This window comes from Lelliottia jeotgali (assembly GCF_977070485.1).
The window spans coordinates 46,420-66,526 of the sequence record NZ_CDRVFO010000004.1; the positions used below are offsets into that span (position 1 = coordinate 46,420).

General features: G+C 62.9%; 16 protein-coding genes. 8 read left to right on the forward strand and 8 right to left on the reverse strand.

Translation table 11 applies throughout. The features are described 5' to 3' along the window. Positions 1–150 precede the first annotated feature (150 nt). On the forward strand, positions 151–1,527 hold the full coding sequence (locus ACW4TB_RS07360) for an L-serine ammonia-lyase (RefSeq protein WP_012314750.1): 1,377 nt from the start codon (positions 151–153) through the stop codon (positions 1,525–1,527). Between the two features lies 1 nt (position 1,528). Here ACW4TB_RS07360 and ACW4TB_RS07365 read toward each other — a convergent pair whose 3' ends face one another. The 3 genes from ACW4TB_RS07365 to ACW4TB_RS07375 form a co-directional block, all read right to left on the reverse strand. Continuing rightward, entirely contained in the window at positions 1,529–2,824 is a 1,296-nt protein-coding gene (locus ACW4TB_RS07365; protein ID WP_279931094.1) for an NAD(P)/FAD-dependent oxidoreductase, read from the reverse strand. Between the two features lie 14 nt (positions 2,825–2,838). Then, positions 2,839–3,927: a polyamine ABC transporter substrate-binding protein gene (locus ACW4TB_RS07370; protein ID WP_254465894.1), complete on the reverse strand. Its 1,089-nt coding sequence runs from the start codon at positions 3,925–3,927 to the stop codon at positions 2,839–2,841. Between the two features lie 65 nt (positions 3,928–3,992). Then, positions 3,993–5,351: a glutamine synthetase family protein gene (locus ACW4TB_RS07375; RefSeq protein WP_012314747.1), complete on the reverse strand. Its 1,359-nt coding sequence runs from the start codon at positions 5,349–5,351 to the stop codon at positions 3,993–3,995. Positions 5,352–5,501: 150 nt separating this feature from the next. On the opposite strand from ACW4TB_RS07375, the gene ACW4TB_RS07380 reads away from it, so the two are divergent. Further along, positions 5,502–6,410, forward strand: a complete 909-nt coding sequence (locus ACW4TB_RS07380; protein ID WP_279931097.1) for a helix-turn-helix domain-containing protein — start codon at positions 5,502–5,504, stop codon at positions 6,408–6,410. 59 nt (positions 6,411–6,469) lie between these two features. Beyond that, complete coding sequence (locus tag ACW4TB_RS07385) at positions 6,470–8,383, forward strand: AAA family ATPase (RefSeq protein WP_279931099.1); 1,914 nt, start codon at positions 6,470–6,472, stop codon at positions 8,381–8,383. 150 nt (positions 8,384–8,533) lie between these two features. Here ACW4TB_RS07385 and ACW4TB_RS07390 read toward each other — a convergent pair whose 3' ends face one another. Continuing rightward, entirely contained in the window at positions 8,534–9,919 is a 1,386-nt protein-coding gene (locus tag ACW4TB_RS07390) for an aldehyde dehydrogenase family protein (RefSeq protein ID WP_279931101.1), read from the reverse strand. A gap of 105 nt (positions 9,920–10,024) precedes the next feature. Between ACW4TB_RS07390 and ptrR the strand changes: the two genes are divergently transcribed. Beyond that, on the forward strand, positions 10,025–10,909 hold the full coding sequence (gene ptrR / locus ACW4TB_RS07395) for a putrescine utilization regulator PtrR (RefSeq protein WP_039602520.1): 885 nt from the start codon (positions 10,025–10,027) through the stop codon (positions 10,907–10,909). A 154-nt stretch (positions 10,910–11,063) separates the two neighbouring features. Next, complete coding sequence (locus ACW4TB_RS07400) at positions 11,064–11,585, forward strand: acyloxyacyl hydrolase (protein WP_254465891.1); 522 nt, start codon at positions 11,064–11,066, stop codon at positions 11,583–11,585. A gap of 31 nt (positions 11,586–11,616) precedes the next feature. On the opposite strand, the gene ACW4TB_RS07405 is transcribed toward ACW4TB_RS07400, so the two are convergent. After that, on the reverse strand, positions 11,617–13,752 hold the full coding sequence (locus ACW4TB_RS07405) for a TonB-dependent siderophore receptor (protein ID WP_279931104.1): 2,136 nt from the start codon (positions 13,750–13,752) through the stop codon (positions 11,617–11,619). Between the two features lie 200 nt (positions 13,753–13,952). Next, entirely contained in the window at positions 13,953–14,843 is an 891-nt protein-coding gene (locus ACW4TB_RS07410) for a universal stress protein (RefSeq protein WP_279931106.1), read from the reverse strand. A gap of 158 nt (positions 14,844–15,001) precedes the next feature. Between ACW4TB_RS07410 and hisN the strand changes: the two genes are divergently transcribed. Together hisN and ACW4TB_RS07420 are read left to right on the forward strand one after the other, a co-directional pair. Beyond that, a complete protein-coding gene (gene hisN, locus ACW4TB_RS07415) occupies positions 15,002–15,793 on the forward strand; it encodes a histidinol-phosphatase (RefSeq protein WP_046786399.1) in 792 nt (263 codons plus the stop codon). Positions 15,794–15,908: 115 nt separating this feature from the next. Further along, complete coding sequence (locus tag ACW4TB_RS07420; protein ID WP_455842933.1) at positions 15,909–16,697, forward strand: hypothetical protein; 789 nt, start codon at positions 15,909–15,911, stop codon at positions 16,695–16,697. Between the two features lie 6 nt (positions 16,698–16,703). On the opposite strand, the gene ACW4TB_RS07425 is transcribed toward ACW4TB_RS07420, so the two are convergent. Then, on the reverse strand, positions 16,704–17,588 hold the full coding sequence (locus ACW4TB_RS07425; protein WP_279931109.1) for an alpha/beta hydrolase: 885 nt from the start codon (positions 17,586–17,588) through the stop codon (positions 16,704–16,706). Between the two features lie 314 nt (positions 17,589–17,902). On the opposite strand from ACW4TB_RS07425, the gene ACW4TB_RS07430 reads away from it, so the two are divergent. Then, complete coding sequence (locus tag ACW4TB_RS07430; protein WP_012314736.1) at positions 17,903–18,859, forward strand: helix-turn-helix transcriptional regulator; 957 nt, start codon at positions 17,903–17,905, stop codon at positions 18,857–18,859. A gap of 94 nt (positions 18,860–18,953) precedes the next feature. On the opposite strand, the gene ACW4TB_RS07435 is transcribed toward ACW4TB_RS07430, so the two are convergent. Further along, a complete protein-coding gene (locus ACW4TB_RS07435; protein ID WP_254465889.1) occupies positions 18,954–20,105 on the reverse strand; it encodes an acyl-CoA dehydrogenase family protein in 1,152 nt (383 codons plus the stop codon). Positions 20,106–20,107: the final 2 nt, after the last annotated feature.

Consider the following 20,107-nt stretch of genomic DNA (forward strand, 5'->3'; position numbering starts at 1 on the left):
GCATCGTTTAGTTCTGCTAAAGCCTTGCTTAGAAAGTTTCGTTGGTCATCAACAGGTCAGCGCGGCAGTATCGCGCAAATCCGCAATAGCGTTCAATTTATCCAGACAACCGCGTAACGGTGATACAGCCGGGCGCGGGCAGGCATTAGCATGGCTATCAGTGTTTTCGACCTTTTCAAAATCGGCATCGGCCCATCCAGTTCCCACACCGTCGGCCCCATGCGGGCAGCCGCTACCTTCGCTCAGGCATTGCGCACCCAGGGTTTGCTGGGCCAGGTAAGGCGTATCGAAGTGCGGCTTTATGGTTCGCTTTCCGCCACGGGTGTGGGCCATGCCACTGACCACGCCTGCCTGCTCGGCCTGATGGGGCAGTGGCCGGACCGGATCGACCCGGCCACCATCGAGTCACGCATCGCTCAGGTGATGCAGGAGCAATGCCTGATGCTCGACGCCAGCCACCCGCTGACCTTCATCTATGCACGCGACATGCTGCTGCTGGACGAAAACCTGGCGTATCACCCCAATGCCATGACCCTGGAGGCAATGGACGAACAGGGCAGCCTGCTCAGCCAGACCTACTATTCCGTTGGCGGCGGCTTCATTGTCGAGCAGGGTGAAATCGACGCGCCCCAGAGCCAGGCGGCTGCAGTCACGCTGCCCTACGAATTCTCCAGTGCCGCCCAGTTGCTGGCGCTGTGCAAGGCCCACCAGCTGAGCGTTGCCCAGCTGATGCTGGCCAACGAATGCGCCTGGCGCCCCGAAGCCGAGGTGCGCGAAGGGCTGCTGCGGATATGGGCTGCAATGCGTGAATGCGTCGACAACGGCCTACGCAATGAGGGCATCCTGCCTGGCGGGCTGGGCGTCAAGCGCCGCGCTGCACGCTTGCATCGCAGCCTGCAGGAACTGGGCAAACCCAATGTGATCGGCTCGACCCTGAGCGCGATGGAGTGGGTCAATCTGTTCGCCCTGGCGGTCAATGAAGAGAACGCCGCTGGCGGGCGCATGGTCACAGCGCCGACCAACGGTGCGGCGGGCATCATCCCCGCGGTGTTGCACTACTACATGAAATTCAACCCCGCTACCTGTGACGACGATGTGGTGGAATTCCTGCTGGCCGCTGCCGCTGTCGGCATCCTGTGCAAGAAGAATGCATCGATCTCCGGTGCCGAGGTGGGCTGCCAGGGCGAGGTGGGCTCGGCGTGCTCGATGGCCGCGGCCGGCCTTGCCCAAGTGCTGGGCGCTACACCGCCGCAGTTGGAAAACGCCGCCGAGATTGCCCTGGAACACAACCTGGGCTTGACCTGCGACCCGGTCGGTGGGCTGGTCCAGGTGCCGTGCATCGAGCGCAATGCGATTGCCGCGGTCAAGGCGATCAATGCCGTGCAGATGGCCCTGCGCGGTGATGGCGAGCACTTCATCTCGCTTGATCGGGTGATCCGTACCATGCGTGATACCGGCGCCGACATGCATGCCAATTACAAGGAAACGTCGCGTGGTGGTTTGGCGGTGGCGTTCGTCGAGTGCTGAGTCAACCCAGCACCTCGCGCACCCGATACCACAGCATCCCCAATGCCAGCAGCGGAGAGCGCAACGCCTTGCCGCCCGGGAAGGTAAGGTGGGGTACGGCGCTGAAGACATCCAGCCCATGGCTATGCCCGACAGCGATCCCCTCAGCCAGAAGTCTGGCCGTCCAGTGCGTCACATTCAGGCCATGCCCGGAGTAGCCCTGGGCGTAGTAAACATTCGGGTACTGGCTCAGCCGCCCGACCTGAGGGAAGCGGTTGGCAGTGATGCCGATCATCCCGCCCCATTGGTAATCGATGCGCACGTCGGCCAGTTGCGGGAACACCCTGAGCACTTTGGGCCGCATGTAGGCGGCGATGTCCTTCGGGTCGCGCCCTGAATAATGGCAGGCCCCGCCGAACAACAGCCGACGATCTGCGGTGAGGCGGTAGTAATCCAGGCCGACCTTCTGGTCGCACATCGCCATGTTCTGCGGGATAAGCGCCTTGGCCACGGCCTCGGACAGTGGCTCGGTGGCCACCACGTAGCTGCCGGCAGGCAGCACTTTACCGCTCAGGCGTGGCTCCAGGTCGTCCAGGTGGGCGTTGCAACCGAGCACCAGGCTGTGTGCCCTGACCTTGCCCCGAGCGGTGTGCAGGGTGACCGTGGTGCCATGCTCGATGCGCAGCACCGGGCTCTGCTCGAAGATGCGCACGCCCAGGCCATGGGCCGCGCGCGCTTCACCCTGTACCAGGTCGAGCGGGTGCAGATGGCCCGACCCCATGTCCACCAGCCCACCGGCGTACTGGTCGCTGGCAACGATTTCGTGCAGGTGCTCAGGGCCGACCAGACGCGTTTCATGGCCATAGCCAAGCTCCGCCAGCTCGCGCTGCTCGTCCGTGAACGCCGCGAACTGGGCAGGTGTATTGGCCAGTTCGCAGAAGCCCCAGCGCAGGTCGCAGGCAATGCCGTACTGCTCGATACGCTTTGCCACCAGGGCCACCGAGTCGATGCCGGCCTGTTTCAGGTAGCGCACACCGTCCTGGCCGACATAGCGGGCAAAACCGCTGACGTCATGGCCGATGCCGCGGATCAGCTGGCCACCGTTGCGCCCACTGGCGCCCCAGCCGACGCGCCGGCCTTCGAGCAGGATCACCGACAGGCCACGCTCGGCCAGTTCCAGCGCGGTATTGACCCCGGTCAGGCCACCGCCGACCACGCACACATCAGCGGTCAGTTCGCCGTCCAGGCTGGGGTAGGGCGCGGTATCACGCGCGGTGGCGGCGTAATAAGACGCAGTGTGTTGGGTATCGAATGGCATGGCGCGCTCTCGGCTCAGCGGTTGGACTTGATCTTGCTCCAGGAGCGGGTCATGACACGCATGATCTTCGGGCTCGGCGTGCTGGAAATGTACAGCTTGTCCAACACCTCCTGGGGTGGGTAGATCTCGGGGTTGTTGACCAGCGACTCATCCATGTACGCCTTGGCGTCGAGGTTGGCATTGGCATAGCCGACGGTGGCGCTGACTTTGGCGATCACTTGCGGTTCGAGCAGGTAGTTGATGAAGGCCAGCGCCTGCTCGGGGTTGCTGGCGTCCTTGGGAATGGCCAGCAGGTCGAACCACAGGTTGCTGCCTTCCTTGGGGATGCTGTAGGCGATCTTTACGCCGTTTTTCGCCTCGACCGCGCGGTTGGCGGCCTGGAACACATCGCCGGAGTAGCCGAAGGCAATACAGATGTCGCCGTTGGCCAGGTCCGAAACGTATTTGGACGAGTGGAAGTAGGTGATATAGGGGCGCAGTTCAAGCAAGTGCGCTTCGGCCTTGGCGTAGTCAGCCGGCTTTTCGCTGCGCGGGTCCATGCCCAGGTAATTGAGCATGGCCGGGAACAATTCGTCGGGCGAGTCCATGAAGGCCACCCCGCACTGCTTGAGTTTCTTCAGGTTCTCTGGCTCGAACAGCACCGCCCAGGAATCGATACGCTCGATGCCCAGTGCCGCTTTGACCTTTTCAACGTTGTAGCCAATGCCGTTGGTGCCCCACAGGTAGGGCACCGCGTACTGGTTGCCGGGGTCGTTCTGTTCAAGTTGCTTGAGCAGTTTCGGGTCCAGATGCTTCCAGTTCGGCAGCTTGCTGCGGTCCAGCGGCAGGAAGGCACCGGCCTGCGCCTGGCGGGCGAGGAAGTGGTTGGACGGCACGACCACATCGTAGCCGGTGCGCCCGGCAAGCAGCTTGCCCTCCAGGGTTTCGTTGGAGTCGAACACGTCATAGACCACCTTGATCCCGCTACTGGCCTGGAAGTCGGCCAGGGTGGTATCGCCAATGTAGTCGGTCCAGTTGTACACGCTGACCGTGGGCTGAGCCTGGGCGGCTGCACCGAACAGCAGGGTGAATGCTGCAGGAATCAGGGCTTGCAGATGACGCATGTCGACACCTCGTTGGTCTTGTTCTTTGAGTGGTGTGTGAGGGGCTGCACGGCAGCCCCCGCAGATCAGACGCTGAGCAGCAGGAATTCACGCTCCCACGAACTGATCACACGCTTGAAGTTTTCATGCTCGGCACGTTTGACCGCCACGTAGCCCTGGACGAACTGCTTGCCCAGGTAACGCTGTACGGTCTGGCAGTCCTCCATGTGCTGCAGCGCGTCCTCGATGGTGATCGGCAGGCGCAGGTTGCGCCGCTCATAGGCGCGGCCTTGCACTGGCGCACTGGGTTCGACCTTCTCGACCATGCCCAGGTAGCCGCAAAGCAGGCTCGCGGCGATCGCCAGGTAGGGGTTGGCGTCGGCACCCGGCAGGCGGTTTTCCACGCGCATGGCGTCGGGGCTCGAGGTGGGCACGCGCAGGCCGGCGGTGCGGTTTTCCTCGCCCCATTCGACGTTGACCGGCGCCGAGGTGTCCGGCAGGAAGCGGCGGAACGAGTTGACGTTCGGGGCAAACATCGGCAACAGCTTGGGGATGTACTTCTGCAGGCCGCCGATATGGTGCAGGAACAACTCGCTCATGCTGCCATCGTCGTTGGCGAACACCGGCTTGCCGCTGGCGATGTCGACCACGCTCTGGTGCAGGTGCATGGCACTGCCCGGTTCATCGGTGATCGGCTTGGCCATGAAGGTGGCCGTCACGTTGTGCTTGAGCGCCGCCTCGCGCATCGTGCGCTTGAACACGGTGATCTGGTCGGCCAGGTCCAGCGCATCGCCATGGCGGAAATTGATCTCCATCTGCGCCGGGCCGTCTTCGTGGATCAGCGTGTCGAGGTCCAGGCCTTGCAGCTCGCACCAGTCATAGACGTCTTCGAACAAGGGGTCGAATTCGTTGGCGGCATCGATGGAAAAAGACTGGCGCCCGCTTTCGGCGCGGCCGGAGCGGCCCAGTGGCACTTGCAGTGGCAAGTCCGGGTCTTCGCAACGCTTGGTCAGGTAGAACTCCATCTCCGGAGCGACGATCGGCCGCCAGCCCTTGTCGGCATAGAGCTTGAGCACCTTCTTCAGTACGTTGCGCGGCGACAGTTCGATCGGGTTGCCCTGTTTGTCGAAGGTGTCGTGGATCACGATGGCGGTCGGTTCGATGGCCCAGGGAATCTGATACACCGCAGTCGGGTCGGGGCGGCAGACCATGTCGATGTCAGCGGCATCGAGCAGGCTGTAGTAGATGTCATCGTCGACGTAGTCGCCGGTGACGGTCTGCAGCAGTACGCTCTCGGGCAGGCGCATGCCACGCTCATGGAGGAACTTGGCGGTCGGTGCGATCTTGCCGCGGGCGATGCCGGTCAGGTCGCTGATCACGCATTCGACTTCGGTGATCCGGTGTTCTTTCAGCCAGGTGGAAAGCTGATCGAAGGGGGCGTTCATACAGACCTCTTGGTTGGGTTTTTGTGGCACTGGTGTGCAGGAGCCTTCCCACATGCCGTGCTGAGGGCTATCTTGGTCGCAGCCCCCAGGGGCAATCTATCCACTTTCTTCGGTAATGAATGCACCAAAAGAGTGCAATTAGGACGCAGCGTGACAACGCCCAATGCCTTGCAGGTCCAGGCCTTCCACACCAGCGATGTGACCGAGCAGGTGCGCGCCACCCCCGGTTGGCAGCAGCAGTACCGGCAGATGTCGCCCGGCCACTTCAGCGGCCAGCTGCGTTGCCTGGGCCTGGATGGCGTACAGGTGTACGAAGAGCGCCTCAACACGCGGGTCGAGCAGTTTTTCCGTGCCCCCAGCGGCGCATTGGCGTTCTGCTTCGACCGCAGTGAGAACAGCCTGTACCTGCTCAACGAACAGAGCCGCAATATCTGGATCACACCGGAGAACTACCAGGAAGTGGCGGTGGTGTTCGACCAGGCCTTCCTGGCCAGCCACGCCCTCGACCCGCAGCGCCTTGACGGCTTGTTCATGGTGCCGCTGGGCAGCGGCCAGAATGCGCTGTTCGGCAGCTGGCTCAGCGCTACCCTGACACGGTTGGGGGAAGCCGATTGTCCACTTGCGGGGCAAGCGTTGGCCGAACAGTTGCTGGAAGACTGCCTGTTCATCCTGGACAACGCCTGCCAGCAGCTGCAGGGCGGAGCGCTGGGGCGGCGAGGAGAGGAGCGGGCGATCATGCAGCGGGTCAGTGAGTGGGCTGCCGACTGCCCCGAAGAAACCCTTAACCTGCTGGAGTTGGCGGACGTTGCCGGCGTTTCCCTACGGCAGCTGCAGCAGGCATTCAAGGCCTTTACCGGTATGCCGCCGGCCCATTGGCTGCGGCTTCGCCGGCTCAATGGGGCACGGCGCGATCTGTTGCGCGGTGGCGAGGTGACGGTTGCCGAGGTGGCCATGCGCTGGTCGTTCTGGCATTTGGGACGCTTTTCAGAAAGCTATCGGCAGTTGTTCCGGGAACTGCCCAGCGAGACGCTCAAGCGGAGCCGGTCGGTTCGCGGTTAAACCCAGCATTCCTGCGGGAAAGTTGCTATCGTGCCCGGCAGTGTTCACCCGAGGTCCCGATGTTCTACCTGCCATTGCCCAGCGACCAGGCCGAGCGCCTCGCCAGCGCAGCCCCTGCCACCGACTTTTTTCCCCGCGCCAGCGTGCTGCAGGCGGCCGCCGTGCTGTTCGTGCAGAACCTGCCGCGCCAGCCTGCCAGCGTTTCGGCTGACGCACAGGAACGCCGCTTCGCCGAAATCGTGCGCATCGCCAATGAGGTCGAAACGGCGGCGCCTGGCCGTTTTCAGGGCCAGGTAGCGCAGCATTTTGACCGTGAGGCGTTTGCCATGGGGCTCGGCATGCTGGGTGAGAACGGCGTCGCGCTGGTATCACCCGAAGTCGACTATCCGGAAGAAGAATTTCAGGACGACGAAGGCCAGTGGAACTTCCAGTTTGCCGACAGCTACCGGCAAAGGGTCACGCCATTGCACCCGGTGTACCTGCCGTCGTTGGCCAGCGACCTCATGCTCAGCGACCAGCAGAACCGCCTGCTGCGCGAGTTTTTGTCCGGGGTGGACGAGTCGGTGGCGGTGCAGGGGTTCGCCGGTACCGGCAAAACCTTCCTGATCCACCAGTTCGCGCGCCTGCTCGACCCGCAACGCACCTTGCTGTTGGCCCTCACCGAAGGCCAGCTCAGGGCACTGCGGGCACGGGTCAAGGATGCTGAGGCGTACACGGCGATGACCTTTGGCCAACTGGCCGACGAGATTCTCAACCGTGACCTCACCAGTAACGGTTGGCGCCTGCGCGACCCGTACCGGACCAAGTTGTCGTGGCGCCCGCAGGAGGCACAGGTGGTGAAATGGCTGGCCATCCCCGATATCGGCCCCTTGGCCGCTCGGGATGTGGTCGCCCTGTGTATCAAGGCCGTACGCAGCTTCTGCCGCAGTGGCGACAGCCAGTTGCAGCTGCATCACTTGCCTTGGGCCGGCCCGGGGACCTCGCCGCTGGATCAGGAAGTGCTGCTGGAAAAGGCCAGGTTGTACTGGCAGGAACTGATCCGCCCATCGTCGCGCGAGATCCAGTTGCCGGTGCGCGATTACCACCGGGTCAAGCTGTTGTCACTGACGGCCGAGCTGATCGACAGCCGCTATACCCATGTGATAGTCGATGAAGCCCACGAGCTGTCCGCACCCATGGTCGCCGTGCTGGATCGTAGCCCGCAATCAGTCATTGCCTTGGGCGATGAGCTGCAGAACCTCAATGGCTTGAGCCCTCACCATGGCGGCTTCATCCGCCAACGCTACATCGACCATTCCTTGCGCGCAGGGCCTGCCATGGACAGCGTGCTCAACCCGCTGATCCAGGCGCACCCGGCGGCCATCCAGGCAGCCTTCAGCGGCAGCGCCGAGCATTACACGCGGGTCAGTTTCTTCGACACTGTGACGGTACCCGCGCAGCCCACCGCGTTGATCGTCGATGACGAGTGGGGTTTGTTCGGTTGGTTCCAGCGCCTGACCCACCAGGGTGTGCCGTTCGTGCTGCTGCAAAGCGCACGCAAGGATTTCGAGCTGTTCGTCGAGGATTGCATCGAGTTGTACCGTTACGGCACGCGGCCGCGTCACCCGATGCTGTTCCGTTACCCAAGCTGGCAGGCCCTTGAGCAAGACAAGGGGGACGACAAGGCGTTCGTTGCCGTGGCCAACATGCTACGCAAGGGCTACACCCCGGAGCACTTTGCCAAGGCCAAGAGCCGCTACCGCTGGGACAAGGCGCCCAAGCTTTTCCTTGGCCGCGTACGCGATGTGAAGAACATGGAGTTTGCCCGTGTAATGGTCTCGACGGAGCTGATGGTTGCGCCGGTAACGGCCGGCAATCGCAACGAGCGGGCAAGGATGCTGGCGGGGCTGTACACCGCATGCTCGCGGGCGCGGCACGAGCTGATCGTGCCGGGGGGGATGCTGGACTGGGTCAAGGACCAGGTCCGCGATTGAGCGTGCCCCGGGGCCGCTGCGCGGCCCAATCGCCGGCAAGCCGGCTCCCACAGCAATTGCTGCCAGCTTTGAAAACCGTACGGGCAGCACGGTCACTGTGGGAGCCGGCTTGCCGGCGATTGGGCTGCAAAGCAGCCCCGGCTCACGAAATCAGTTGCGATCCAGCCACACGGTTTGGGCGTTGGTGAACTCGCGCACCCCAAAATGCGACAGCTCACGCCCGAACCCACTCTTCTTCACCCCTCCAAAGGCCACGCGGGGGTCAGAAGCGCAATAACCGTTGATGAACACCCCACCGGTGTCCAGCGCTGCCGTCATGCGCTCTGCCAGGGCATAGTCTGCGGTGTAGATGGTCGCCGCCAGGCCGAACTCGCTGTCGTTGGCCAGCTCCACCGCATGTTCGGCATCGCGGGCAGTGATGATCGCAGCCACGGGGCCGAACAGTTCCTGCTTGAACGCGGTCATGTCCGGGGTGACGTTGGCGAACACGGTCGGTGCATAGAAGTTGCCCACGCCTTCGACCTTGTTGCCGCCCAACAGCAGGGTGGCGCCCTCGGCGAGGGTCGCCTGGACCTGTCCATCGAGCTCGTCGCGCAGGTCGTAGCGCGCCATCGGGCCGATGTAGGTGTCATCTTCCAGCGGGTTACCGACCTTCAACTGGCGCGTCGCCTCGACGAACTTGCGTGTGAACGCCTCGACGATGCTCTCTTCCACGATCAGGCGCTTGGCCGCGGCGCAGACCTGACCGGTGTTCTGGTAGCGGCCGACCACGGCGGCTTTGACCGCAGCATCCAGGTCGGCGTCTGCCAACACGATGAACGGGTCGGAGCCTCCCAGCTCGAGCACGCACTTCTTCAGCGCGGCACCGGCCTGGGCGCCGATGGCCATGCCGGCACGCACGCTGCCGGTCAATGTCACGGCAGCGATGCGCGGGTCGTTGATGGCGCGGGTGACACCGTCCGGGGTCACGTTGAGCACCTCGAACACACCATCGGGCAAGCCCGCATCCTTGAACAAGTCGCCCATCAGATAGGCGCTGCCCATGACGTTCGGCGCATGCTTGAGCACATAGGTATTGCCGGCCAGGATCGCCGGTACGGCACCACGCAGCACCTGCCAGATCGGGAAATTCCACGGCATCACGGCCAGGATCGGGCCCAGCGGGCGGTATTCGATACGCGCTTTTTCGACCTGGGTCGGCTCAGCCGCAAGCATCGCCGGGCCGTGCTCGGCGTACCACCGGCACAGGCCGACGCACTTGCTCACTTCACCTCGGGCCTGGCTGATCGGCTTGCCGATTTCGCGGCTGATCATCTGCGCGAACGTTTCGGCTTTTGCCTCAAGGGTGTCGGCCAGGGCAAGCAGGTACTCGCTGCGCTGACCCAGCGAAACCTGGCGCCACTGGCGATAGCCAACCTTGGCACGTTGCAGCGCCGCTTCCAGTGCGGCGTCGGTGTCGAAAGGGTAGCTGCCGATCTGCTCGCCGCTGTGCGGGTCGATGGAGATGGCGTGGGTCAGGCTGCTGATCTGGCTCATGGCTGCACACTCGTTGTTGTTCATCAGTGAGGCCAGACTAGTGGGCTAGGGGTTTAATGAAAACTGAATAATAATGAGCGAAACATTCACGTTTGGAGAATGACTGTGGATCTGGTGCAATTGGAGATCTTCAAGGCAGTGGCTGAACAGGGCAGCATCAGCGCCGCCGCCCAGCATATCCATCGGGTGCCGTCTAACCTGACCACGCGCATCAAGCAGCTGGAGGAAGACCTGGGTGTCGAGTTGTTCATCCGTGAGAAAAGCCGCCTGCGCCTGTCGCCGGCTGGCTGGAACTTCCTCGAATACACCCGGCGCATCCTCGACCTGGTGCACGAGGCCCGGTTGACGGTGGCGGGCGAAGACCCGCAAGGCACCTTCGCCCTGGGTTCGCTGGAGAGCACCGCAGCGGTGCGTATACCGGCATTGCTGGCCGCCTATAACCAGCGCTACCCGAAAGTCGACCTGGACCTCTCCACCGGGCCGTCGGGGACCATGCTTGAAGGCGTGCTGTCCGGGCGCCTGGTGGCAGCATTCGTCGATGGCCCGTTGTTGCACCCCACGCTCGAAGGCATGCCGGTTTTCGAGGAGGAGATGGTGATCATCTCGCCGCTCAACCATGCCCCGGTAACCCGTGCGCAGGACGTCAACGGTGCGAGTATCTACGCCTTCCGTGCCAACTGCTCGTACCGCCATCATTTCGAGAACTGGTTCGTCCAAGACCAGGCGGTACCAGGCAAGATCCATGAAATGGAGTCTTACCACGGCATGCTCGCCTGCGTCAGCGCAGGTGCCGGCCTGGCCATGTTGCCGCGCAGCATGCTCGACAACATGCCTGGCTGCAGCACGGTCTGCGCCTGGCCGATGTCGGAGGATTTCCGCTACCTCAAGACCTGGCTGGTGTGGCGCCGGGGTACCGTTTCGCGCAGCTTGAGCATGTTCGTCAAGCTGCTTGAGGAACGGCGCGCTGGCTCAGACGGCACTGCACATTAGCCATTAGTGGCAATTTACTTCCAACTTTCTGATTACTTGGACAATAATCAGAAAAGTATTACCTCGTGTGACCGGTTGGATGCACCGTTCACCATAGAAATCGAGGGGCAAAAAGCCCCCGCTTGCCCGTGTTGACCATCAGGAGATGTCATCGATGAAAACCCGTTTTGCCACTATGCTGGCCGCCGCCGCATTGGCCTTTGCCGGGGCCAGTCTGGCCCAGGCCGCGCAAGTATCCGGTGCCGTGGGCGCCACCAGCCAAGGCGACATGACCTACCGTATCGGCCTGGCCTTCGACTGGGACAAGAAATGGCTGCAAAGCAGCACCGGCTTCGTGACCGGTTACTGGGATGCGGCCTACACCTACTGGGAAGGTGGCGAGGCCAGCGGCGCCCACTCGCTGTCGTTCAGCCCGGTGTTCACCTACGAATTCAGTGGCTTTACCTACACTCCGTACATCGAGGCAGGCATCGGCCTGGCAGCATTTTCCAAGACCGATGTCGGCGATCAGCACCTGGGTTCGTCGGTCAATTTCGAGGACCGCATCGGTTTCGGCCTGAAGTTGCCGGGCGAGCAGAAAGTCGGCATCCGTGCCATGCACTACTCCAACGCCGGTATCAAACAGCCGAACGACGGCATCGAGTCCTACTCGCTGTTCTACAGCAAGGCGTTCTGAAACTGCGGGCCGCACCAGCGGCCCCGGCCATTCAGAAGGTGTAGGAAACCCCGGCTTGCACCGTGCGTGGTGCACCCGGGTACACGTAAGTGTTGAACGCCCCTTCGTCATAGCCCTTGTTGAACACGTTCTTCACGTCCAGGTTCAGCCGTACATGCTCGTTGACCTTGTAGAAGCTGTGCAGGTCGACCACGCTGTAGCTCGCCATGGTGTAAGTCGTCGCGGCGGTCTGCCCGGCACGGTCATCGATGTACTTCACCCCAACCCCCAGCCCCAGGCCCTTGGCCAGACCATCCTGAAACTCGTAGGTGTTCAGCAGGCTGAAGCTGTTGCGCGGGATGTTCGCCAGGCGCGTGCCGGTGGGCACCGTGTTGTCCTGAGTGACTTCGGCGTCGACATAGGCATAGCCACCGATCACACGCCACTCAGGGGTGAGGTTGCCGGCAATGTTGATGTCCAGCCCGCGGCTGCGCACCTCACCGGCGGCGATGCTGTAGGTACCGGAAGGGTCATTGGGGTCGCGGGTCAGCACGTTTTCCTTGACGATGTGGTAGACAGCTGCGTCGATGCTTAGCTGGCGATCGGGCGCTTCCCACTTCACACCCAACTCATACGACTTGCCTTTCTCCGGGTCGAAACCACTGCCTTGCAGGCTGGCGCCACTGTTCGGCTTGAACGAGCGGGCGGTGTTGGCGTAAACGGCAAGCGTGTCGGTGAGGTCATACAGTAGGCCGAAACGGGGGGTGACGCCGTTCTCACCCTTGCTGAAGTCGCCGGCATTGTTCAGTTTGTTGTCGTAGTCATGCTCGTAACGCTCGAAACGCACCCCGGCAAGCGCCTTCAGGCGCTCGGTCAGGGCGACCTGGTCCTGAATGAAGGCGGCCCAGGTCTTGAGGTTCTCTTTGTCGTGGGTAGTCGTGCGGGTCAGCGCAGGGCGGGGCTGGCCCAGCACCGGGTCGAAGATGTCGATCGGATAGGCGCCGGCACCGGCGGCCGAGCGTTGAATGATCGAGCTGTAGTCGTAGTCTTCATATTCGATGCCGGTCAGCAGGGTGTGGGCGAAGCCACCTGTGTCGAAGTGTCCGGTCAGGTTGAGCTGGTAGTCACGGTCGGTCCATTCGAGCTTGCGGTAGTTGAAGTTGCGCCCCAGGGTGCGGCCGTCGGCCTGCAAAGCATTGGCTTCCACGGCGTTGCCCTTGAGTGAGCCGTCCAGCCACTGCATGCCGCCGCCCAAGGTCCAGTCATCGCTGAGCGCGTGCTCGAAGCGCAACTGCGCCATGTTGTTGTCGTTGTGCAGCAGGTTGTCGCTGCCTTTTTCCCAGATATTGGTGTCACGCGAGGCGGTGCCGCGCTGGCCGGGCAGGCGGGTAAGGCCCCGGTCGAGCGGGTGGTTGTTGCGCATGAAGTCGCCCTCGAAGACGATCTTCGTGGCGTCATTGACCTGCCAGCTGAGCACGGGCGCAACGTCATAGCGTTCGCTCTCGACATCGTCGCGGAAGCTATCACCACCTTCACCCAGCACGTTCAGGCGGTAGGCGAGCGAGCCATCTTCATTGAGCGGCCCCGTGGCATCGAGCGTTGCCCGGTGCATGCCCTGGTCGTCGAGCTGGCTGCCAAGCGTCACCTTGGGGTCCGCCAGTGGCTGCTTGCTGACCACGTTGAAGGTCCCGCCCGGGTCGCCACGGCCATAGAGGCTGGTGGCCGGGCCGCGGATCACTTCCAGCCGCTCCACACTGTTGGCATCGGGAGCGTTCGGGTAGCCACGGTTGATCGGGAAGCCGTTGCGGTAGAACTCGCCCGTGGTGAAACCGCGCACCGTGAAAGTGGTCAGGCCCTGGCCGCCAAAGTTGTTGGCGCGGCCGACGCCGCCTGCGTAGTCCAGGCCGTCCTGCAGCCGCGTGGCACCGGTGTCTTCGAGTACATCCTTGGGTACGACGCTGATCGATTGCGGTATTTCGTGCAGTACGGTGTCTGTGCGCGTGGCACTGGCCGAACGACTGGCTTTGTAGCCGTCGACCGGCCCGTCGGCGCGTTCAGTGTCGGCGGCACCGCTAATGTTCAGGGCCTGGAGTTCGATCTGGGCGGGGTTACCGAGTGATTCGGACTCGGCGAAAGCCAACGGGCAGACAGCATGTAGTACACAAAGCGAAACGAACGTGCGACGCATCGACGGTACGATCCTGAAGTAGGGCGCTAGGAAGGGGAGTGATACGTCGCGAAAGTACTACGAATCATTATCAAATGCATTATTTTTAAGTGGGTCGGGAGTACCAGTTTGATGCTGGTCGTGCGATTGACTGGGCTGTCAGATCAAGCGCCGCGCAGCCGGCGATCAATCCGACAGCCCCAAAAGTTTCAGCTGATGCCTCAACGCACCCCTTTGACCGCCAGCACATTGCACAGCGGATGCTCCAGCACATGCGCCGTGGTCCCGCCCAGGAACGTCTGCATGGCGTCATGCCGGTGGTTGCCCATCACGATCACATCGACCCGGCTTTGGTTGACGAACTGGGCAATCGCCCGAATCGCCGCACCTTCCAGAAAGTGTCGGCGTTCCAGCGGGATCTGGTGATGGTCACCGAGGCGATTGAACGCTGCCCGTTGTGCGGTGCGCACACTGCCCTCGAAACCGGGCATGGTCACCGTGCCGGCGCCGAAGTCGGCGAGATGGGTTCTGGCCGCATCGCACACATGCAACAGGTGCAGTTCGGCGTTGCACTGCAGGGCCAGGGCATGTGCGCAGTGGATCACCTGCTCGTCCAGGTGTTCGCCCGCACCGTGGCTGTTGAGGTCGACGGCGACGGCGATTTGCCGGGGCAGCGGCAGGCGAATGTCACTGACCAGGTGAACGGCCACCGGGCTGTCCTTGAGCAGTTGCCAGTCCAGCGGTGTGACCAACAGGCGCTTGAGCACTGGTTCGTGCTGTACATCCTTGATCAGCAAATCACAGCCCAACTGCTCGATGCGCTCGATTACGCTGCCCAGCGGATCACGGGTGAGCAGCAGTTCGGTGGACACGTCCAGGCCGTCATCGCGCAATTGCTCGGTGGCGTCGGCCAGCCATTGGCGGTTGTCGGCGAGTAGCCGCTCGCGTTCACGGCCGTCGCTCATCAGGCCAAAGGTATCGACATCGTCGACGAAGACATTGATATCCAGCAGGGCACCGCTGGATTCGGCCAATGCCGCCGCGCGCTGCAGCGCGGGTGTATAACGCATCTGCGGGCCGAGCATGACTAACAAACGCTTGAACTGGCTCATCGCACACCTCCACGTGTGGGCAGCCCCCCGGTTCATGCCTGTTGATCTGGTCTGTTCAGTCTAGGCGGCAGCGGGCTTGCCCGCGAATGCGCAGGCGTCTACCGCCAAAGGGTTTGTCGGGTATGATGCCAGCCCCATCATTTCACGAGGCCCGTTTCATGTCCCTGAGTGCTGAACAGACCGGCGAATTCCGCGCCTTCGCCGAGCAGTTGGCCGATGCCGCTGCAGCCGCGATCCAGCCGTACTTTCGTGCCAGCCTGGACGTCGAGGACAAGGGCGGGCGCCTGTACGACCCGGTGACCGTGGCCGACAAGGCTGCCGAAGACGCCATGCGCACGCTGATCCAGGCGCGTTACCCGGAACACGGCATTCTTGGCGAAGAGCAGGGGGTGGCAATCGGCAGCAGCCCATTGACCTGGGTGCTCGACCCCATCGATGGCACCCGCGCCTTCATCACCGGCCTGCCACTGTGGGGCACGCTGATCGCCCTGAACGATGGTACCCGCCCCGTGCTGGGGGTGATGAACCAACCTTTCACCGGTGAGCGTTTCGTCGGTACCCCCGAAGGCGCGTGGCGCAGCGGCACGCCATTGAAGACCCGCGCCTGTGCAGACCTGGCGGCGGCAACCTTGATGTGCACGACGCCAGACATGTTCGATACCCCAGAGCGCAAGGCTGCGTTCCAGGCCGTGGCTGACAAGGCGCGGCTGATGCGCTATGGCGGCGATTGCTACGCCTACTGCATGCTGGCCTCGGGGTTTGTCGATGTGATTGTCGAAGCGAGCCTGCAACCGTATGACGTGCAGGCGCTGATGCCGATCATCGAAGGGGCGGGCGGGGTGATCACCGCTTGGGATGGCAGTTCGGCACAGCACGGCGGCTGTGTTGTGGCGTGCGGTGATCCGGTGCTTCACGCGCAGGTCGTGGAGCTGCTGCGCCACGCCATGTGATTGTTGCTTGTAAGGCTTTCATGGGCGCCAGCCTGGCAGACCTGAGCACGCCGGCGAACAGGTGCACTGACCTGCGGTAACCCCACCATCGCACTTTTTCCGGTTTGCGGGCTCTATGCTTGGCCAGGCCGCGCCGATCCCCGGCACGGCCGCCGATTTCGACCCGGTGCCGATGGTTGCAAGCAAACCCGTATTCTTCCCGCGCCTGCTGCTGGCAGGCACACTGGTCTGCCTGAGTGCCTGCACCCAGCAGCAAGGCCAGGACATCGTCAGCCAGTTCGGCAACGGCAAGCCCAGCGAGCTCTTCCAGACCAGTGTCGACCGCATGGCGACGCTGGCCATGCGCGACAACTTGCAGAGCCTGTTCCTGCTGATGAACAAGCTGTACCTGCGCAACCCCAGCCAGTGGAAGATGTCCGGTTACCTCGATGCCGCCACTGCAGAGCGGCAGATCCGCATCGCCATCGAACAGCGGCAACCCTTGGCGCAATTGGGCAACCGTCGCGACCTCGCTGCCTTGAGTTACGCCCTTAGCCCCGAGTTTCGCGGTGACCGGGTCGGTGCATTCATCTACGCCATCGGCAGCATGCTGATTACCGCGCACGGTGGGCGAACCGAGTTCTACATGACGGACACCATCGACCCTTTGTTCGTCAACAACGCCGCTCGCAACATCGAAAAGGCTACCTGGATGCTCAGCCAGCGCCAGGATGCCAATGGGGTATTGCTGTTATTTTCCAACGAGATTTCGGAGGAGGGCAGCAACCTGAGTTTTGCGGTGGAGTTCGGCAAGATCGTGGCGCGGCTGGATTTGCTCGCGCAACTGTTGGATGAGCGCTACCGGCGGATCGGGCTCAACTACGCGCAAAGCCTGTTGCTGATGAATTTCCTGCCGGTGCAGTGAAACCCGTCATAGCAACGCCTGAATCGCACGCTGATAGCGCTGGCCGGCGCGGCTCATGCTGTTGTTGTGGCTGGCCCCCGGTACCAGCAACAAGGTTTTGGGCTCCTGCGCCGCTTCGAACAATTGCTGGCTGAAGCGCGGCGGCACGAAACGATCGTCGAGCCCGTGCACCAGCAACAATGGCAGGCCGACGTCCTTGATCTTGTCCAGCGAATCGAATTTCTGCGACAGCAACCAGCGTACCGGGAGGGTGGTATCGGCCACGGCAGCGGCGACATCCCCCAGTGAAGTGAAGGTCGACTCCAGGATCAACCCCCGCGCCGGTGCTGTACCGCCGTCTTTCTGCGCTTGGCGCGAAAGGTCGGCAGCCAGCTCCACCGCCACTGCGCCGCCCAGTGAATGGCCAAAGATCAGGCGTTTGCCCGCATCGGGTTGCAGTTGGGCAAAACGCTCCCAGGCAATGCGCGCGTCTTCGTAAACTGTCGCCTCGGACGGCAGGCCGCCGCGGCTTTGGCCGAAGCCTCGGTAATCCACGGCCAGCACCGAATACCCCATGGCATGCAGCTGTTCGATGCGAAACAGCTGGCCGGTGAGGTTCCAGCGTACGCCGTGCAGGTAGAGGATGGCCGGCGCATCGGCGCGGCGGGCCGGCCACCACCAGGCGTGCAGGCTCTGGTTGGCGGCGAAGCTGCGCGGGCGCAGGTCCAGTTCCTGCACGCCACTGGGCAGGCCGCGGAACCAGCTGGCCTGGCCTGGCTCGATACGGAACACCAGTTCGCGTTCCTTGTGCTGCAGCACGGCGCAGCCGGCTGGCAGGCCGACAACCAGGAAGGTGGCGCACAGCCAGGTGAGCCAGCGACGGCGCAGGTGGGTGAGGAGGTAAGTGGGCATGCGGGTTTTTTAACAGATCCGCAGCTTCTGATGTGGGAAAAGTTACCGGGTGGACGTGCAGGTTGATTGCAAGCTGTTTCGTTCGATAACCGCCCAAGCGCTGCTTGCGCCTGTCCGATAGCCGCCCGGCCAATCCGAACATCGCATTGCCCAACCCCCATCTTTTGCTTAGTGTGGGACCAAGCCACCGGCGGTCAGCTGCCTTTAGAAACCTGACCCCGGCCCGGTAGAATGACCGTGAACGACCGCAACCACAGGCCCCAGGCCAGTAGGGCGCGGCGCCCAGAACAATAACGATGCCGAGTGCCTTGCCTATGGAAAGCCGCCTGCTGAGCGAGCGCAGTAGCGTGTTCCATCACGCCGATCCTTATGCGGTGTCCGATTACGTCAACCGTCATGTGGGCCAGCACTGCATCGGCCTGTCGCGCAGCACCCATCCGCAGGCCAGCCTCAGCCACCGCAAGTTCGCCGAACTCGACCTGTGCCGCATCAGTTACGGTGGCAGCGTGCGGGTCACCTCACCGGCCCTGGAAACCATCTATCACCTGCAGGTGCTGCTTAACGGCAACTGCCTGTGGCGCGGGCAACAGCGCGAGCATCACCTGGTGCCGGGCGAGCTGCTGCTGATCAACCCCGACGACCCGGTGGACCTTACCTATTCCGAAGACTGCGAGAAGTTCATTCTCAAGGTACCGACGCACATGCTCGACTCGATCTGCGAGGAGCAGCGCTGGCACCGGCCTGAGGGAGGGGTACGGTTTTTGCGCAACCACTATCGGCTCGAAGAGCTGGATGGTTTCGTCAACCTGCTGGCCATGGTCTGCCATGAGGCCGAGGTGAGTGATTCGCTGCCGCGGGTGCAGGGGCACTACAGCCAGATCGTCGCCAGCAAGCTGTTGACGCTGATGAGCACCAACATCCGCCGGGAAAGCCTGGCTACGCCGGGGGCCAGCCTGGAGCGGATCCTCGACTACATCGACCGCAACCTCAAACTGGAGCTGGCAGCCGAGACGCTCGCTGAACAGGCTTGCATGAGTGTGCGTTCATTGTATGCGTTGTTCGATCGCCACTTGGGCACCACACCCAAACAGTACGTACGCCAACGCAAACTGGAGCGGGTGCATGCGTGCCTGAGCGATGGCAGTTGCGCGGTGCGCAGTGTGACGGAACTGGCGATGGATTACGGCTTCCTGCACCTGGGGCGTTTTTCCGAGACCTACCGCGAGCGTTTTGGGCAGCTGCCTTCGCAGACCTTCAAGCAACGGCGCTGACTTGACGGGCGTAATCGCTGGCAAGCCAGTTGCTCCCACAAGAGCCCTGCCAGCCTGGCGGCAGGGCTTTACCTGTGGGCCTCAGCGAGGAACATCACAACGGATAGTGCTTCAGCTCCCTGGCGATCAACATCCGCTGGATTTCGCTCGACCCTTCATAGATCTGCGTGATGCGTGCGTCACGGTAATAGCGCTCAACCGGGTAATCCTCCAGGTAGCCATAGCCGCCATGCACCTGGATCGCCATCGAGCACACCCGTTCGGCCATCTCCGATGCGAACAGCTTGGCCTGTGACGCCTCCGACAGGCAGGGTCTGCCTGCGCTGCGCAGGCGGGCGGCATGCAGAATCAGCAGCCGTGCGGCATTGACCTGTACCTGCATGTCGGCCAGCAGGTTGGCGATGCTCTGGTGCTCGTTGATCGGTTTGCCGAACTGCACGCGGTCGCGGGAATAGACCAGCGCAGCCTCGAAGGCGGCACGGGCGATGCCCAGGGCCTGGGCTGCGATGCCGATACGCCCGCCTTCCAGGTTGGACAAGGCAATGGCCAGGCCCTTGCCACGCTCACCCAGCAGGTTGGCGGCGGGGATGCGGCAATTGTCGAAGGTCACGGCGCAGGTGTCGGATGCGCGGATACCCATCTTGTGCTCGCTGCGATCGACCTTGAACCCCGGGTTGTCGGTGGGTACCAGGAATGCTGAGAGGCCTTTCTTGCCCAGCTCCGGGTCGGTCACGGCAAAGACGATCGCCAGGCCCGCGCGGCGGGCGTTACTGACGAACTGCTTGGCGCCATTGATCACCCAGTGGCCGTCGATCAACTCGGCGCGGGTACGCAGGTTGTGCGCTTCGGAGCCGGCCTGCGGCTCGGTCAGGCAGAAGCAGCCGATCACTTCACCGCTGGCCAGGCGCGGCAGCCATGCCTGCTGCTGCTCGGGCGTGCCATAGGCCAGCAGCGGGCCGCAGCCCACCGAATTGTGGATGCTCATCATCGCACCGGTTGCGCCACAGCCTGCGGAAATTTCCTCGACGGCCAGGGCATAGGCCACGTAATCGGTGTAGCTGCCGCCGAACTCTTCCGGCACGACCATGCCCAAGAGGCCCAGCTCACCCATCTTGCGCACCACGCCGTCATCGATCCAGCCGGCTTTTTCCCAGGCCTGGGCATGCGGGGCGATCTCGCCGCGGGCGAAGTCCCGGGCCATGTCGCGGATCATGATCTGCTCTTCGCTCAGTTCCAGGTCTTGCATCT

Excerpts from the sequence above, each read along its gene's own strand:
- ACW4TB_RS07420 (WP_455842933.1), top strand. The coding sequence starts at position 15,909 with ATGCTTGGCCAGGCCGCGCCGATCCCCGGCACGGCCGCCGATTTCGAC.
- hisN (WP_046786399.1), top strand. The coding sequence starts at position 15,002 with ATGTCCCTGAGTGCTGAACAGACCGGCGAATTCCGCGCCTTCGCCGAG.
- ACW4TB_RS07400 (WP_254465891.1), top strand. The coding sequence starts at position 11,064 with ATGAAAACCCGTTTTGCCACTATGCTGGCCGCCGCCGCATTGGCCTTT.
- ACW4TB_RS07425 (WP_279931109.1), bottom strand. The coding sequence starts at position 17,588 with ATGCCCACTTACCTCCTCACCCACCTGCGCCGTCGCTGGCTCACCTGG.
- ACW4TB_RS07430 (WP_012314736.1), top strand. The coding sequence starts at position 17,903 with ATGGAAAGCCGCCTGCTGAGCGAGCGCAGTAGCGTGTTCCATCACGCC.
- ACW4TB_RS07385 (WP_279931099.1), top strand. The coding sequence starts at position 6,470 with ATGTTCTACCTGCCATTGCCCAGCGACCAGGCCGAGCGCCTCGCCAGC.
- ACW4TB_RS07365 (WP_279931094.1), bottom strand. The coding sequence starts at position 2,824 with ATGCCATTCGATACCCAACACACTGCGTCTTATTACGCCGCCACCGCG.
- ACW4TB_RS07360 (WP_012314750.1), top strand. The coding sequence starts at position 151 with ATGGCTATCAGTGTTTTCGACCTTTTCAAAATCGGCATCGGCCCATCC.
- ACW4TB_RS07435 (WP_254465889.1), bottom strand. The coding sequence starts at position 20,105 with ATGCAAGACCTGGAACTGAGCGAAGAGCAGATCATGATCCGCGACATG.
- ACW4TB_RS07370 (WP_254465894.1), bottom strand. The coding sequence starts at position 3,927 with ATGCGTCATCTGCAAGCCCTGATTCCTGCAGCATTCACCCTGCTGTTC.
- ACW4TB_RS07390 (WP_279931101.1), bottom strand. The coding sequence starts at position 9,919 with ATGAGCCAGATCAGCAGCCTGACCCACGCCATCTCCATCGACCCGCAC.
- ACW4TB_RS07405 (WP_279931104.1), bottom strand. The coding sequence starts at position 13,752 with ATGCGTCGCACGTTCGTTTCGCTTTGTGTACTACATGCTGTCTGCCCG.
- ACW4TB_RS07410 (WP_279931106.1), bottom strand. The coding sequence starts at position 14,843 with ATGAGCCAGTTCAAGCGTTTGTTAGTCATGCTCGGCCCGCAGATGCGT.
- ACW4TB_RS07375 (WP_012314747.1), bottom strand. The coding sequence starts at position 5,351 with ATGAACGCCCCCTTCGATCAGCTTTCCACCTGGCTGAAAGAACACCGG.